General features: G+C 64.1%; 20 protein-coding genes. All 20 read right to left on the minus strand.

What is annotated here, in order from left to right; all coding sequences use genetic code 11:
* Position 1: 1 nt before the first annotated feature.
* Positions 2-271, minus strand: coding sequence for a hypothetical protein (locus VIQ49_RS26390; RefSeq protein WP_331889698.1), 270 nt, complete (start codon positions 269-271; stop codon positions 2-4).
* Positions 272-371: 100 nt separating this feature from the next.
* Complete coding sequence (locus VIQ49_RS26395) at positions 372-698, minus strand: hypothetical protein (RefSeq protein ID WP_331889700.1); 327 nt, start codon at positions 696-698, stop codon at positions 372-374.
* The gene (locus tag VIQ49_RS26400) at positions 698-1,078 is read right to left on the minus strand and encodes a hypothetical protein (protein WP_331889702.1); all 381 of its coding nucleotides are present in this window, start codon (positions 1,076-1,078) and stop codon (positions 698-700) included. The genes VIQ49_RS26395 and VIQ49_RS26400 overlap by 1 nt, the downstream gene beginning before the upstream one ends.
* Positions 1,079-1,096: 18 nt before the next feature.
* Complete coding sequence (locus VIQ49_RS26405) at positions 1,097-1,438, minus strand: hypothetical protein (protein WP_331889704.1); 342 nt, start codon at positions 1,436-1,438, stop codon at positions 1,097-1,099.
* Positions 1,438-2,358, minus strand: a complete 921-nt coding sequence (locus VIQ49_RS26410) for a hypothetical protein (protein ID WP_331889705.1) — start codon at positions 2,356-2,358, stop codon at positions 1,438-1,440. The genes VIQ49_RS26405 and VIQ49_RS26410 overlap by 1 nt, the downstream gene beginning before the upstream one ends.
* 27 nt (positions 2,359-2,385) lie before the next feature.
* Positions 2,386-2,754, minus strand: coding sequence for a capsid cement protein (locus VIQ49_RS26415; protein ID WP_331889707.1), 369 nt, complete (start codon positions 2,752-2,754; stop codon positions 2,386-2,388).
* Positions 2,755-2,756: 2 nt separating this feature from the next.
* Positions 2,757-3,950, minus strand: a complete 1,194-nt coding sequence (locus tag VIQ49_RS26420) for a head maturation protease, ClpP-related (protein WP_331889709.1) — start codon at positions 3,948-3,950, stop codon at positions 2,757-2,759.
* A gap of 14 nt (positions 3,951-3,964) precedes the next feature.
* Complete coding sequence (locus VIQ49_RS26425; RefSeq protein WP_331889711.1) at positions 3,965-5,275, minus strand: phage portal protein family protein; 1,311 nt, start codon at positions 5,273-5,275, stop codon at positions 3,965-3,967.
* A gap of 13 nt (positions 5,276-5,288) precedes the next feature.
* Positions 5,289-6,608, minus strand: coding sequence for a hypothetical protein (locus VIQ49_RS26430; RefSeq protein WP_331889713.1), 1,320 nt, complete (start codon positions 6,606-6,608; stop codon positions 5,289-5,291).
* Positions 6,609-6,774: 166 nt separating this feature from the next.
* Positions 6,775-7,155 (minus strand): hypothetical protein, encoded by a 381-nt coding sequence (locus VIQ49_RS26435; protein WP_331889715.1) that lies wholly within the window; start codon positions 7,153-7,155, stop codon positions 6,775-6,777.
* Positions 7,156-7,377: 222 nt separating this feature from the next.
* Positions 7,378-7,887: an AAA family ATPase gene (locus VIQ49_RS26440; RefSeq protein WP_331889717.1), complete on the minus strand. Its 510-nt coding sequence runs from the start codon at positions 7,885-7,887 to the stop codon at positions 7,378-7,380.
* A complete protein-coding gene (locus VIQ49_RS26445) occupies positions 7,884-8,219 on the minus strand; it encodes a hypothetical protein (RefSeq protein ID WP_331889719.1) in 336 nt (111 codons plus the stop codon). The genes VIQ49_RS26440 and VIQ49_RS26445 overlap by 4 nt, the downstream gene beginning before the upstream one ends.
* Positions 8,219-8,533, minus strand: a complete 315-nt coding sequence (locus VIQ49_RS26450; RefSeq protein WP_331889721.1) for a hypothetical protein — start codon at positions 8,531-8,533, stop codon at positions 8,219-8,221. Before VIQ49_RS26450 ends, VIQ49_RS26445 begins: the two co-directional genes overlap by 1 nt.
* A complete protein-coding gene (locus VIQ49_RS26455; protein ID WP_331889723.1) occupies positions 8,530-8,844 on the minus strand; it encodes a hypothetical protein in 315 nt (104 codons plus the stop codon). The genes VIQ49_RS26450 and VIQ49_RS26455 overlap by 4 nt, the downstream gene beginning before the upstream one ends.
* Before the next feature lie 354 nt (positions 8,845-9,198).
* Complete coding sequence (locus tag VIQ49_RS26460; protein ID WP_331889725.1) at positions 9,199-9,873, minus strand: hypothetical protein; 675 nt, start codon at positions 9,871-9,873, stop codon at positions 9,199-9,201.
* Complete coding sequence (locus VIQ49_RS26465; protein ID WP_331889727.1) at positions 9,870-10,238, minus strand: hypothetical protein; 369 nt, start codon at positions 10,236-10,238, stop codon at positions 9,870-9,872. The genes VIQ49_RS26460 and VIQ49_RS26465 overlap by 4 nt, the downstream gene beginning before the upstream one ends.
* 13 nt (positions 10,239-10,251) lie before the next feature.
* Positions 10,252-10,659, minus strand: coding sequence for a hypothetical protein (locus VIQ49_RS26470; protein ID WP_331889729.1), 408 nt, complete (start codon positions 10,657-10,659; stop codon positions 10,252-10,254).
* Between the two features lie 259 nt (positions 10,660-10,918).
* Positions 10,919-13,198: a bifunctional DNA primase/polymerase gene (locus tag VIQ49_RS26475; RefSeq protein ID WP_331889731.1), complete on the minus strand. Its 2,280-nt coding sequence runs from the start codon at positions 13,196-13,198 to the stop codon at positions 10,919-10,921.
* Between the two features lie 69 nt (positions 13,199-13,267).
* Positions 13,268-14,104: a DUF2303 family protein gene (locus VIQ49_RS26480; protein WP_331889733.1), complete on the minus strand. Its 837-nt coding sequence runs from the start codon at positions 14,102-14,104 to the stop codon at positions 13,268-13,270.
* 2 nt (positions 14,105-14,106) lie between these two features.
* Positions 14,107-14,481 (minus strand): hypothetical protein, encoded by a 375-nt coding sequence (locus tag VIQ49_RS26485; RefSeq protein WP_331889735.1) that lies wholly within the window; start codon positions 14,479-14,481, stop codon positions 14,107-14,109.
* Between the last annotated feature and the right edge of the window lie 46 nt (positions 14,482-14,527).

The following is a 14,527-nucleotide window of genomic DNA, read 5'->3' on the forward strand; positions in this document are numbered from 1 at the left end:
ACTATCCGATCTCCGGTTCCGGGATCTCCATGTCCTCGGGGTCGACGTCGTCGCCGATCTCATATTCCTTCTGGCGCTTAGGCTTCGCCTTCGGCGTCTCTTCCTCGGCGGGCGCCGGTTCATCGAGAACCGACCAGCCTTTGACCGCGACGGCTGCGAGGTGCGAGGCGTTCAGCCCCGACACCTCCGCGATGCCAGACACGAACTTGAACGGGATTGTCGCGAGTACGACGGTGCCCGTGAACGTGGGATTTCGGTGACGCACCAACATGATTGCCTCCAGATTGGCAAGCCAACTGACCCCCAGGGGGAGGCCGGACCCCCGCAAGGGAGATCCCCGCCGGGGGTCAGTTGACAGATGTGAGCAGTGACTACTGCAGGAAGAACTCGTAGAACGCGGGGAGGTTTGGCCGGCCGGAGTCGTGGACCCCCTCCGCGATCACCTTCAACGGGCGCGACGAGAACTTGGTGGGCAGAACGACTTTTGACCCCACCGGAATGGCGGGAGTATCGACGAACGTCTTGACTGATGCCACGGAGGTCGCCTCTTTGCCGTCCACGGTGGTGACGACCTCGTTCTTGATCTTGATCCGAGCGCGAATCGATCCATCCTCGGCTTCAAAGGAACCACCGGTGGACGATTGACCGAGGCGGCGTTGCACCTTGACTGGCCACACGAAGTACCGCTCGATGCCCATCACAGGCAGTCCCCGAAGCTTCCAACGGGGGTCTGACCTGTGCCTGGCATTCCAAACAGTGCGCGCATGCCCTTGGTGAACGTGATGGTCGACGTGTCCGAACCCTCGCGGTAAGTGGCGGATTCGATCGCGTCGTCGAGTTCGACTTGATACTGGGAGACTCCACCGCGTGACTCCGGGGCCAAGGCCTCGATGACCATGTCGATCGAGACCTGCTTGGCGACACGGAGTCGCCAGTCACCCTCGGCCAGTCCACCGAGGTCGACGTGGTGATCGATGAGGATCCCCGCCATGTCGAGTAGCGCGTCGGCGCGGATCTCCTCCGTGCCGGAGAGGGTGCGCCACTGTCCTGCGAGTTCGGTCCTTGTTGCATACGACATCAGCGCACCCCCTTCGCGTCAGGACAGCGCGGCGACGAGATCGGCCTTCTCGGCCTTCTCTGCGTCTTCCTGGGTGAATGCACCCGAGGCCACGGCGAACTCGACCCAGAGGGCCTTCGACGCAGCCTTGGCCGGGCGTTCGGGCGCGCGGGGTGCGCCGGCGGGCTGGCCGTCGCCGGACGGTTCGCCAGCATCGTCCTCGGTCGACGGAATGGAGTCCAACTCGACCACCAATCCCTCGGCGAGGAACCGGTCCCGGTCAGTGTCCGACAGCCACGGAACGACGGAGCCCTCGTAGAAGTACTGGGTCTTGCCGGACTGGTCAGCGGCCAGAACGAGCTTCGCGACTGCTTGATACATCAGGCACTCACTCCCGTGATCTTCCAAGCGGCCTTGGGCTCGAGGACGATCGGCACGGTGATGCGACGAGCGCGGATCCGCCACTTGTCGTTCTTATCCTCGCGAATCGTCTTGACCTGACCGAAGGCGCCGGCCGAGACGTAGCCCGGGCCGCCGATGTTCTCGTCGGCCATGCCACCCAGCGCGGTGGTGTCAGCGATCAGAGCCACTCCGGCGGTCGGCAGATTCGGGGTCGCCACGAAGGTGAGGCCCGCTATCTGCGTCATGTTGCCGGTGAAGATCGGGGTCGAACCCGACTCGCGAGGCAGCAGTCCGGAGATCTTCTCGTCCGACATGATGTTCGCGAGCATCAGGTCATCCACCACAACGAGATTCGGCTCGAAGCCCTCGTTGAGCGCGCGGATGTTGGCCACCGCACGCAGGACGTCGCGCAGGATGGCCGGAGTGCCGGTGGCCCACGAGGCGGACGCGGGAGTGGTCTGGGTGACCGCGGACGCGACGGCTGCCAGAGCGACTGAGTCGATCGTCTTGACCTGGCTGTTGACCAGCTTCTTGAAGGCACGCTCGACGGGGTTGATCTTCTGGCGCGAGATCGACTCATCGGTGATCTCGGTGTCGCGGCCCCACTTGACGGTGTTCGCCTGCTGGGCGGTTCCGTTGCTGATGGTGGTCAGCGGGTACTCGCCGCCGGGAGTGACGGCAACCGGCGCCTTGTCGGCATAGATGGTTTCGCCGGTCTCGTACTGCACCGCACCGGAATCAGTGCTGATGCGGCCGGTCAGCAGGAGATCGCCGATGAGGCGCTGCTCGCCGATCTCTCGCAGACGCCGCGCAACCAGCGTGGGGTCGTTGAGAAACCGGCTGATGGTGACGTTGTCGCCCGAGATGGACGGGGGCGCCGGGGGGTATGTAGAAGGCATATCCGTTTTCCTTTTCCGTTGCGCCCGTTATCGAGCGAGCTTCACGCGAACGAGGTTGCTCGCTGCGGCAGATTCGGCGATGCCGACGACCTTGGTGAAGTCGGTCTCGGCGCCAATGGTGGCGACGGCACCCGAGGCCGCCGGGACCACCTGAGCGCCGGCGGCAATGGCACCGGAGGCGGCCAGGGTGATGACGCAGCCCGACAGCACAAGAACTTTCGCGCCGTTGGCAGCGTCATGCGCTGCGACTCCGCGCCATGCAGTCGCGGTTGCGGTGCCCGCCGGGCCGACCGTTTCGTTACCGGTGATGGCGACGAGCTGGCCACCGGTGATTGCCGCCGAGGCAGTGAAGGTGACATCTGTACCCGGAGCGAACTCCGGCAGGATTTCAGGCATGATCAGGCGTCCTTTCCGTAGAGCTCGGCCCAGATGGCGTCGCTGTCGGTGTCGGCGTTGTCGACGGGGGATCCGGCGTGGCCGATCTCGTTGCCGACCGGATAGACCGGGGCGAGGGAGTCGAGGACGGTGGCCTCCGACGGGTCAGTGGCGAGCCGGTTGAGCCAGCTCTCGCGTTGGGCCGGTGCGATACGTCCAGTGCGAACGGCGTTCTCGACGGCCGAAACTCGCTCGGAGGCTTCCTGGCGGGTGCGTGCCTCGTCGCCGCGGGCGGCGCGGGCCTGCAGTGCTGTGAGGGCAGCCTCGTCGATGGCGACGATGCCGGCGGGCAGCTGCGCGGCGGGTGCCTGCTGCTGCTCAACGGGTTCCGGAGCGGCGCGCTCGGCGAGCGCTTCGTCCAGGGCAGACAGGACGGTCTCGTCGTTTGCGTCGGCTGCAATACCGAGGCGCTCCGCGAGGCCTTCATTCAGGGTGGTCACGGTTGTGACCTCCTTTCCTTTATTGACCTCTGACGCCTCGGTGGCGAGAGGAGTTGGGGGGCCGGGAACCGGCGGCGTCGGAGCGGCCTGGCGTCCGGCGTAGTTGAAGATCGAGAGGTCGAAAGCGTTCTTGGCCTTCGTGTCCTTGTCCTGCTCTGCGACACGGTCTGCCAGGCCCGCGGCCACGGCTTCGTCTGCGGAGTACCAGGTCTCGGCGAGCATCGCGGCTCGCCATTCGTCCTCGGTGCCGCCGGTGCGCTCGGCGTAGATCGAGGCGATGTTTGCCGACACGCGCTCGAGGTTGGTCGTCATGTCGGCCATCTCCTTGGCGTTGCCGATGCAGATGCCCGAGGCGTCGTGGATCATCATTTCGCTGTTGCGGCCCATGACGATCTCGTCGCCGGCCATCGCGATGAAGCTGGCCGCAGAGGCAGCGAGGCCGTCGATGACTGTGGTGATCTTGGCTTTGTGGCCGCGCAGCGCGTTGAGGATGGCTATCCCCTCGAAGACGTTGCCGCCGGGAGAGTTGATGCGGACGGTGATCTCGGTGGTGTCGAGGGCGGCCAGGTCGCGGGCGAGCATTTCTGCGGAGACGCCGAACCATTCGTCGATCACGTCATAGATGAACAGCTCGGTCGGGCCGTCGCCCTCGTTGCGGAACTCGTACCAGCTCCGGCCCGTTGTGTTCTTCGGCTGGGCGGCCAGTAGTCGCTCCATGGCCGGGATTCGATTCACCACAGTGTCAGCGCTCCGTTCGGGTCAATCCGCACGCGGTTCTGCGGCGGTGCGTCGTCTTCCGGCGGGGCGGATTCGGGTCGTGGATCCTTGCCGGGCAGGCCATAGTCCTGGCGGACCGATTCCTCGAGGCTGCGGTCGGGACGAAGGATGCCGGCGTCGACCAGGAGCTTGAGGGCCTGAGCGACAGCGTCTTTGCGGGACCCGATCTCATCGAAGACCAGGCGTGGTGCGGGTTCCTCCGGGCCGAAGTTGGCGTCGACGAGGTCTTCGATGATGTGCTGATTCGCAACCTCGGCAACTTGGTCGCCGAGGGTCTGCAGGGACAGCACGAAGAAGTCCATGAAGCTCGAACCCAATGCGTATGAGCCAGTCTGGGTGCCCAGGTTGAGGAAGTGAGCGAGGACGGAACGGCCGATTTGCTCGTCCTGGTACTTGATCGACGGCAGTGCGTTCGGCAGGTTGCCTTCGGGGGCGACCAGTCGGAGCTTCGCACCATGTGGTGTCGCAGCGCCGGAAGCGCTTCCGGCCTTGTACGACTGGGCAATCTTCTTGCCCGCGTCCATCTGCTTCTGGTCGTCGGCCGGACCCGCCTCGTAGACCGGGACACCCATGCCATTGCGCTCGATGGTCTGCGCGTCGACTCGCAGCAGGCGATCTTTGACCAACCAGTGCTTGTACGCCGGGCGCAGCAGCGAGTTCCCGGTCCAGTCGCCACCCTCGCGGTCGTTGACGTACGCGACGAGACGATTGACGGGAATGGAGACCTCGCGATGGTCGGTGCCGAAGCCGTACTGCTCGATCGCAATCAGGCCGCCGTCGCGGGCAACCTTGATGTCGGAAATCGTGCGCGGCATCCGCGGTCCCAGCTTGCGAAGGTGGAACAGCCCGTCGTCGCCGACGGTGTAGACCTGCTCGAAGAACATGTGCCCGTAGCGAAGATGAAGCAGGGCGAGCTGCAGATGCTCAGACCACGAGAATCGGCCCTTGGTGCGGGTGCGCACGAAGTCCGCCTCGCCGCCCTTGATCGGCAGGTTCATGTCCCGGGCGATCAGTTCCGTGACCTCGGGCCGTGCGCCGGCCGCATCGATGCGCCAAGGGGTGCGGCGGACCGGGAGTGTCAACGCACGTTCAACAGAGGTGACCTGCGAGTCGCCGCGGCTCATCTGCTCGAATACGCGCACCGACAGCGGCCAGCGCAGCTCCGGGACAGTCTCGGCCGACTGCCAGAAACCTCCGTCGGTAGCCGAGTCGTCGACGTATCCGATCTCATTGGTGGGTGTTTGGGGCGGTGTCTTGGCGGCCATGGGTCACCTCCTCTCAGAATCCGGCTGTCATGAGATCGATTTCGTGATGGTCAGAAGCAACGTCGTCGTCCTGAGTCGGGGTCTGCGGCGGGGTCATGGTGCTGCCGAACGTGATCAGGCCCCAGTGGGCGAGCGTTACGGCCTGTAGCGGTGAGATCACCACCTGCGACTGGTAATCCCAACCCCATGCGCCACCACCGACCACGCGCTTCTCTGCGCCCTGGAGCGCGTCAGTCAATCGAGGGTCATCGGCGTGCGAGAACTCCCGGTTCACCGCGGACGTGTAGAACAGGCCACAGGCCTCGGCCATCTGTGTTGAGGTCGTCATCTCCGGTTCGATGCCCTTGGCGACCAACTGCGGCAGCAACGATTTCGCGGGCGACGATGCGTTGATCACCAGGCAGCACGGATCCCACTTGGCGATCAGATCGAGGATCTTGTCGATCACCGCCGACGATGGCGCCTCGTGGTAGCCGACCTCGAGGCGTACGAGCTCGTCCGAGGTCCAGGTGGCGGCACCGATGGTCACCCACTTCTGGTCCGCGGTCATGTCGACCCCGAGCGCGATCTGCCCCTTCACATTCGGTGCGCTCTGAGCCATCGATCCCCACAGGTCCATGTCGATGATCGGTTCGACGCGACGCCCAACCTCTGGCCACCGACCCGTGGAAAGTCTTTCGATCTCCCACTTCTCGAGGTTTCCGGCGAACGAGGCCATCTCCGACTCGATGAACTCCTCGTCGAGCAGGAAGCCCATCGACGGGTTGGCGCACGCCCAGTTCTGCGGGTCGGTCCGCCATGCGTCACGCAGGGCGAACTCTTTCGGGGGGTCCGGAGCGGACCACTCGAGCCAGCAGAGCCGTTGGTCGCCGGCGCCGATGGCCCGGGCCCGCAGCGCTGCCCACTTCTGGCAATACTCGTGCGTGTCCGCGTCGGCCGCTGATCCGAGGTACCAAATCTGCGGATTCTCGGCGGTGGTCAGCAGGGGCATGATCGCAGCCTGCGAGGCCGGCGACCAGATCATTGCCTCGTCGATGACCAGACGGTCGACCGAGAAGCCGCGGCCACCGGACTTGGTGCGCGTACGAAAGCGAATGATCGAGCCGTTCTTGAATCGGATCGACTCTTTGCCGTTGCCTCGCTTGATACCTCGGGGCGCGATCTCTGCCTCAGTCAGCGGACTGGAGCGGATCAGCGCCTCGAGTTTGTCCATCGACTCAAGGGCTGTCTGGAACTCGTGGGCGGTGTGAAGGATTGAGACGCCGGGCTCGGTCATCATCCAACCCAGCTCGACAACCTCGATCGCGCCGTTCTTGCCGTTCTGGCGGCTCACGAGAACACCGACTTCGTACGCTGACCACTTCCCGGTGGTCGGATTTGTCGCCATCCCCTCTGTGACAACGAGCTTTTGCCACTCGAGGGAGGTGCGGCCGGCAATGTCAGCGAGGTCGAGAGCGTCGAGACCAGCAGCGAAGTCGCGCCTGCCCTCAGGGACGGACTTAACCCGTGGCGTCTGCTTCCCGCTCAGCCCGCCGCGCAGCAAGTTCGTCGGCAATCGAACCTCCCGATGGTGCGGCGGCATCCGAGGCCGTGAGTTTGGTCAGGATCTGCCGCAACGCCGCGGCGGCCTGACGAGCTTCGGCGGCGGCGCCGTCGATCTTCAGCTCGTAGTCCTCGGTCATCAAGCGGTGGGTCAGCGTCACCCAGGTGTCGATGTCGCCGGCGAGCAGTTGGTCGAGTTGGTCAAGGCGGTCGGCGAGGCGGCAGGCTTCCCCGGCCAGGACGGCGTCCGGTGTCGAAGTATCGCTAGTGACGAGGGCGTCCCAAAGGGCAGAACCACGATCCCGAAGACCTCCAGGACGCAAAGTATCTTTAACCACCTGGGGCCTTTCCGGGTCGGACCAGATTCCAGCTGATCCACGATCGTTAACCAATTCCCAGGGCGTTTCGGCCCGGGGAGAGAAAAGCCCTGACTGGGCGGAGAGTCAGGAGGGCGGGGGGTCAGTATTTTCCCAGGTCAGACGTGGTTTCCGTGCATACTTGCAGGTCAGGGGCACTTTCCGGAGCTGTTTGACCTGTGCATATTGCAGATCGTGGATCGGTCACCAGCCGAGGGCGTTGGCCGGCGGTGGTGTGGTTGCAGATCGTTGACCGGCTGCTCCGGCTGTCGTTGGCAGTGCCATTCCGCGATCTGCAATCGAAGGATCGTTCGCGGCCTGGTCGTCGTACCACTGCTTGATGACCTGCTGCATCCACCACGGTCGTTCGCGTTTGGCCCTTCGCATGACGGTCTCTCGTCCCGGGTCGATGGTGACGATCCGTGCGCCTTTCATGCGGTACCTGTCGAGCAGCTGCCTCGAGGGCGTGGAGTGGATGACGTAGACGTCGGTGTCGCGGGCGAGGGTGAGTGCTTTGTCGATGGCCGCCTTGCGTGCGGCCTTGGTGATGGTCTTGACTGCTGGGCTGTGCTCGTGGTCTGAGCTATCGCGCGGTGGTGAGATGGCAAGGGCGATCAGGTCGTAGTCGATGATGACGTCGTCTGGTCCTGCTTGCTCTCGGCACCAGGTGCTCTTGCCTCCGGCTGGTGGGCCGATGACGAGGGTGAGGCTCATGACCAGTCGAGGGTGTTGGTGGTGTGTCCGCCCTTGGCTGCGAGCAGGGCCGGCCGTTGGTGGTCTCGGCTTCCGTCGCCTCGTTCCTTGTTGCACTTGTCATGCATCAGGCGATCGGCTTCGGTTGCATGTCCGGTCTTGGCGGCGTCGGCTCGGGTGTGCGAGTGGTCTGCGTTGAGCGGGTTGCCATCCGGATTGAGCTCAGGGTCTCGGTACATCGGGCATCCACACCACCAGCACAGCGTGCCGTCTCTGTGTTGCGCGAGTAGGCGCACGCGTTGCTTCTGGTGTTTCCATCCGAGCCCGCGTGCTGTGGTGGACTTGGCGGCCATCAGCCCGTGATGGCTGTTGGATCCACGCCCTTGGCCTTGAGTGCTTGAGCGACCTGGCCACCAGGGTTGGGCTGCCAGTGTGTGCCCATGATCGCGGTGAATGCCTCACGCGCCTTGGTGATCTCGGCACCGAGTAGAACGGTGTTGCCGGCACGGTTGAGGTTGCGGATGGCTTCGAGGCTGGGCAAGACCTGGCGCTTGAGTGCGTCGAGCTGGGCGGCGTCGGCTGAGCCTTCACCTGCCGCGGCCGCGACACCAGCGACGAGCAGGCCCATCTGGTACTCGTCGGTCTGGGTGTTGACGCTGCTGGTCATCCTCGCCTCTTCTGTCGTGCGGTCCACCGGTCGAGTTCGCCCTCGGCGATGGTCATGCCGAACTGGGCGGCGAGGATGTCGAACACCTTGGTTGCTGTGCCGGATGTTGCTGCGATGGCGTCGAGTACGGCCTGCGGGTCGTTGTCGGGTGTCGGTGCTGGCTCGAAGCCGACGACGCTCTCGTTGGTCCAGAGCACACCGGTTACCGGCTTGTGGACGTTGGTCCACCGACCCGGGCCGCGGCGTTCGGTGAGGATGTCAGTCAATGCCGGTTCCTTGCTGGCGGCAGCCAGGGCGTCATGTGGGCTCATTCGTCGTTTCCGGCTGCGTAGAGCAGGCTGGCGATCCAGAGTCCACCAGCGCCAAGCGCGATGCCGACGGGCACGCCGATCAGGAATCCAGTCATGGTCACGCCCTCTGTGGTTGGTTGGCCCGACCGCACCATGGGGTGCCGTGCTTGGGGGAAGCGTCGGGCCAAGTTGTCTCACCGCAACGCGCAGCAGCACCCTCACCGAAAGGCGGGGTCATGGGGTGCGCTTTGGCCGCCAATGAGCAATTCGGCATTCACGCGCTGCGGTGAAGCTGAGAATGGCCGCTCTCTGGTGAACCCAGTGCGGCCTATAGCGATAGCGTACCGCAGACCTCTGACGTAAGCGGGCAGCATGTCAAGCTCGGTTCCGACTGGCGTGTCGCTTGTGGGCATCGAGGACGTCGCCGAGTCGGTAGAACCTTGTGCCGGTATCCGGATCCTCGGACACGTGAGTGAGGCCGGCGTGCTTGCACAGCGTGCGCATCCTCCTGGCGTTCAAGCCTTTCCCCACCTTGTCGAGTTTGTGCGCCAGCTTCTCAATCGTGGACACGGTCACGATCTGGCGGTTCGCTTCCTTCACCATCTCCTCGTCGATGGTGTACTCGCGCTCGTTGGTGTTCATCGATCGAGCGCACCTGTCGATGATTCGGCACAGCTTCTTGAAGATTTCGCCACCGTCTTCCATCACCGCGATGGCCACGCGGTAGCGGATGAGCCACTTGGCCAAGGCCGTTGGGTATCGGCTGCCTTGGTAGCTCAGGCCGCGGACCTCGCAGATGTGGCGGACTGTGGTGGTCAGCTCGTTTTGCAGCTCATCGAGTAGCACCTCGACATGTAGTCCGTAGGGTTCGCGGGGCCCGGGCTGCGGCCGACGAATGCCAAGGCCGCCATCACTATTGCGCGACTGCCCGTCGGTGAGCGCGATCGCCATCCTCCGCTCGAGGTCGACAACCTGGTCGAGCTTGTCCTTGAGGTACTCGAGTTCGGCTCGGGTGACGGTGAGGTTGTCGGCATTGATGGTCTGGCTCATGCTTCCTCGATCCTGGTGGCGGTGAGAATGGCGACGAGCTCGCGGACGGTCATGGTCACCCACTGCTCGAGCGGGTCGCCTTTGCCGTGGCGTTTGTGAACGATGAGGCCGGCGAGGGCATCGTCGTTGCCGCGCTCGCAGTCGGTCTCGGCCATCCACGGGCCGAGGTTGATGCGAGAGGTGTTCTTGCATTCGAGGACCAGGCGTTGCCCGTGGAGTCGGACGCCGGCGATGTCACCGCGATCCTTGGCGCCGTTGCGGACACGGCGATCGATGCGGTCGTCGACGTAGAGGGCCAAACAATCTGCAATCGATCGCTCGAATGATGATCCGGCTTTCTTGGCTGATGCGCGGCTGCGAGGCATTGTTTCCCTTTGCTCAGAACGGTGGATTGTCATTGTTCTGTTGTGTATTTAGTTGGGTATTGGTGAGCGGATTGAGGATCAAAGATTCGGGAATGTGGTGGCCACATTGATGAATCGTGTGGACAGTTGTCCCGGTCCTGGTGGGGAATGTCTTTTGGTTGTAGGCGTCGCGGATGCGGGCGCGGTCTTCGGTGCGGTCGAAGGTGGGCAGGCCGTTGGCGATCATGGCCAGCTCGCCGAGCTGGGTGAGTGGATCAGGGTTGAGGCTGCGGTGCAGTCGGTCGATCCAGCCGACAAGAACGGTGCGATTGCAGACGGGACAGCGCCCAGTCGACAGCGCTGAGTTGGCCATCGGACGGGCCCGCTTCGGCTCTGGCTTGGGCTTGATGACTTGCTCGCAGGTGGGGCAGCGCTCGGTCACGAGCTGGCCACAGCGTTGTCAGATATTTGAGGGGTGGCGATTTGGGGGTGGCGAAAACGTGGCGACGCCACCCCCTGTGTGGCAAAAACACGGGGTAGTCTAGTGACACTTTTGTTGTTTACCTGGAAGTATAAGGTTTCCCTTACTGCGGATTTCTTCTGTTGGGGGGTGGCGGCCGCCACCTTTCGCCACCCCTGCGAGTGATCATCCTCTATGTGTGAATCGGGTGGAGTGTGATCAGATTGGAAGGCCATGACGTTCACCTCTCGATCAGGGTGAGGATGGAAGACTCTGCGTCGTATTCGATGACCCCGGCTGTGACCGATTGCCTGACGGCATCTTCGAAGAGGTCTCGATCCTTCGAGGTGATGTTCCGCCTGATCTCAGACCAGTTGCCGCTGCCGCCCTTGCGTTCGAGGCCGGCCGCAATCCGCCTACAGACCCGGCCAATCCGCCTGTCGACCACGACCTCATCGGCCGCATCACGCGTGATACCGGCCGTCCTGCCCCGGTCCCTGGCCTCCTTCTCGACGACCTGTGACAGCGTCTTTTCGATGGACGTCCTCGTCATATCCGATATCCGCATCACAATTCCCGACAATTCCCAATCCTCGGCATTCATGTATTGCCTGCCATCGAGGACCGCCAGTCCCGCTGCGACCTTTTCCCGGGTGAATAGGGCGTGCCCGTCGAGCGCATTTCCTTTTCCTTGCTGCCTGGCGATGTGCTGGGAACGCAAGGTCTCGCGGACCACGAGCGGAATGTCCATCGATTTCGGGTAGTGGTCCCAGTCGACGGCGTCGGGCAGCTCGAGCGCGCTGGGCTCCTCGTCGACATTGAGGGTGCCGATGCGAGGGTCGGTGGTGGGCATCCAGATGAAGCGCTGCGGTGTGCCGCCATCGGCCTCGGACAGCAGTGACCCGGCCCGGGCGGGCTGGACGCCGACATACAGGGTCATGCGATACGAGTGCGCCGGCACAATGAGGCGTTTGGTGGGGTCGGCGTAGCTGAATCCGATCTCTTCGCCCGAGAACCCGGACCTGACCACCGGCATGAGAGTGGCGCCGGTTCGGTTGGTGAGCGCGGCGACCGAGTCGACCTCGTCCATGCGGAACATGGCCGCGGTGCGATGCTGCTCGGTCACCAGGCGTCCGTCCTGCTTCACGTTCTTGACGTAGACGTGGGTGATGCCTTCTCCGGATCCCAGTGGTGCACCGAAGACCTCGACGGGCAGCAGTTCGCCGGCCACCGACGCCGACGCACCCTTGCCAGTGCCAGACGGTCCGACGAGTGCGGTGAAGAAGTTGAGCGAGCCGCGGCCGCCCACCACTGGTGGCAGGGTGATCCAGGGCGGGACGGTGGCCAATGCCCGGCACAGGGTGACGCCGAAGACCGACCACGGTGAGCACAGTCGCGCGTGGGCCATCGCGTAGATCGCGGCCAGTGACTCTCTCGCACCCCAGAATCCGGCGTCGAGGTCGGTCAGGTCGGGGGCCGGTTCGCTCTCCTCGTCACCGTCGTCGTCGGCCGCCGTTGCTTCGGGCAGGATCTGCGGCGGTGCTGCCTGCTGTTCGATGAGGTCGACGAGATCCACTGATGGTGTCGCCGCGATGAGCTGGTGCCCACGCTGCCCGGTGATCATCCGCGTGTACTCGGTGCGGGCGTCCTCGGGGGTGCGCAGGCCGCCGGTACCCGCCGTGACAGCGCCGACGAATGCCTCACCGAGGGCTCCGAGCGCGGTCGGTACTCCGGACTCGCCTTGCTCGCCGAGGCGCAGGAGCGACAGGACGTTGCGCATGGTGGTGTCATGGCGCGAGGCGGGATTCGAGTTGAGGTCGGTGATCGCGGTGTTCAGGCGGTCGACGACCCGGTCGTCAATGACGCTGTCGGGCAGGCCTTGGAGCAGCTGTGCCGCGTTGACCGCGGTCCCGTTGGTGTCAACCTCGACCACCGGGGCCGCGAGTCCTGCGATCCAGGTGGGTGGCAGCTGTGGCAGATCGTCGACGCGCGGGATTTCGGCGACGAACCCTTCGTGGTCGAGCCATTGATACGTCGCGCTGGTGTCGGGGTGGATCGACGGCCAGGCCACGGCGTAGCGGTGGAAGTACTGGATGATCTCGATGTGCCCGAGCTGTTCGGCCGGGAACGTGAGGACGGTGTTCAGTCGGGTGCCGGCGGGGACGCGGTAGAGCCTGATGCCGCTGATGCCGTCGTCGCGGCTGGTGGATCGGACGGTGTGGGGCAGGTCGCCCCACAGGCTGATGGCGTGTTTGAGGGTGTGGCCGCCGGTCTTGCCGTCGTAGTTGTCGACGTCGATGCCGATGACGGTGTCGGGCATGCGCAGGCAGATGTTGCCTTCGGGCCTGTCCTGGGCCCAGGTGTCGCAGTCGGCGAATGAGGGTGTGGCACCGGAGTATCCGGTGTAGCCGCCGGGTGGCGACTTCTTGCGTCGTTCGGGTAGGGGCAGGGGCGAATGCCAACCGGCGTTCCAGTAGTCCTGGAAGACGGCGGCATAGCCGTGGGCGAGGGGATTGGGCACCGGATGGCATCTCCTGTGTCAAAGCAGCGGTCCGTCTGCCTCCCGGCGATGGACATGCGGCGGGAAGGATCAGGACAGCGGTGCGACCGGGCTCGGTGCCTCACCTTCCAGGTGCAGGGACTGCGGGAGTCCGGTCACGATGGCGTCGGCCAGCTCGAGGAACGATGCCTCGATGTAGTCCTCGATCGCGACGAGTTTGTAGCCCAGTGCGAGACCATCCTTGGTGATCCGATAGCGGAGCTTCGCGGTGATTGCCAGCGCGGACGTGCCTTCATAGACCGGGAGGCTGATCACGAAGGTCTCCGGAATCTTGATGGTGCCCTTTGCGCCGGCCTTTGGTCCGGTCTCCTCGATGTAGGAGAACTGCACATCGCCGGACTGCAGCCGATTGCCGGACTCGAAGGACACCTTGCTGGTGGCCTGGAAGTTGCGTGCGATCTCGATCAGGTCCGCAGGGTCAGGGATGCTGATCGCCGAGGCGTGGTCCTCGAGGAACTCGGCGAAATCGACCTGCGTGACCATCTTTCCGTTGCGGCTGAACCATGCGCTGAACCGGCGATCAAACTTCGGGGAGTAGGTGACCCGATGATCGAGCCAGCCACCGAAGTGGTTGACGATGGCGACGATCTGAGGTGCAGCCTTGTGTGCGTACACGACCGGATCCTCCTCGCCAGCGAGGGCGGTTACGAGGTCGATGAATGATTGTGGGGTGTGGACGATCTCGGTGCCGCGCGGCCGGCGTGGTGTGGACCTGAACCTCTCGAACGAGTCGACTTTGACCACCTCGGTGCTCTTGGCGACGGTGACAAAGATGCTGGCGCTGTCGGGCTCGACTTCGTTGGTTCGGTTGACGGTGTCGACCGCGATGTCGGCGACGGCTTCAGCTTCGGTGCGGATTTCGGACATGCTCAGGCCTCCTGGGCTTCGCCTTGAATGGACTTGGGTGTGTTGTCGCTGTCCTCAACGGACTTCATGCCGTCGAACGCGATCTGGTTCGGGTCGTTGCGGGTGAGGTTGCCGGTCTGGTCCTTGAACCACATCGACTGTTGCCTATCCCATTCGGGCAGAACGAGTTTCACGTCGTCTGCGACGATGAGCATGCCGGTTTTCGGGTCGGGTTTGACCTTGATGGTGAGGCTGATCGAGCCGCCTTTGCCGATCTCGTCGACCTTCTCGACCAACTGGTGCAGGCCTTCGCTGAGTTCTTCGTGGACTGAACCGCGTTGCAGGGTCTGCAAGAACGCGGCGAACGGCTTGATGTGGGTGTCCTTTTCGTCGGCCATGGTGGCCTCCTTTGAGTGGTGGGGCGAGGGGTGCCAACCGGGTTCG

The organism is Williamsia sp. (assembly GCF_036566845.1).
GTDB lineage: Bacteria > Actinomycetota > Actinomycetes > Mycobacteriales > Mycobacteriaceae > Williamsia.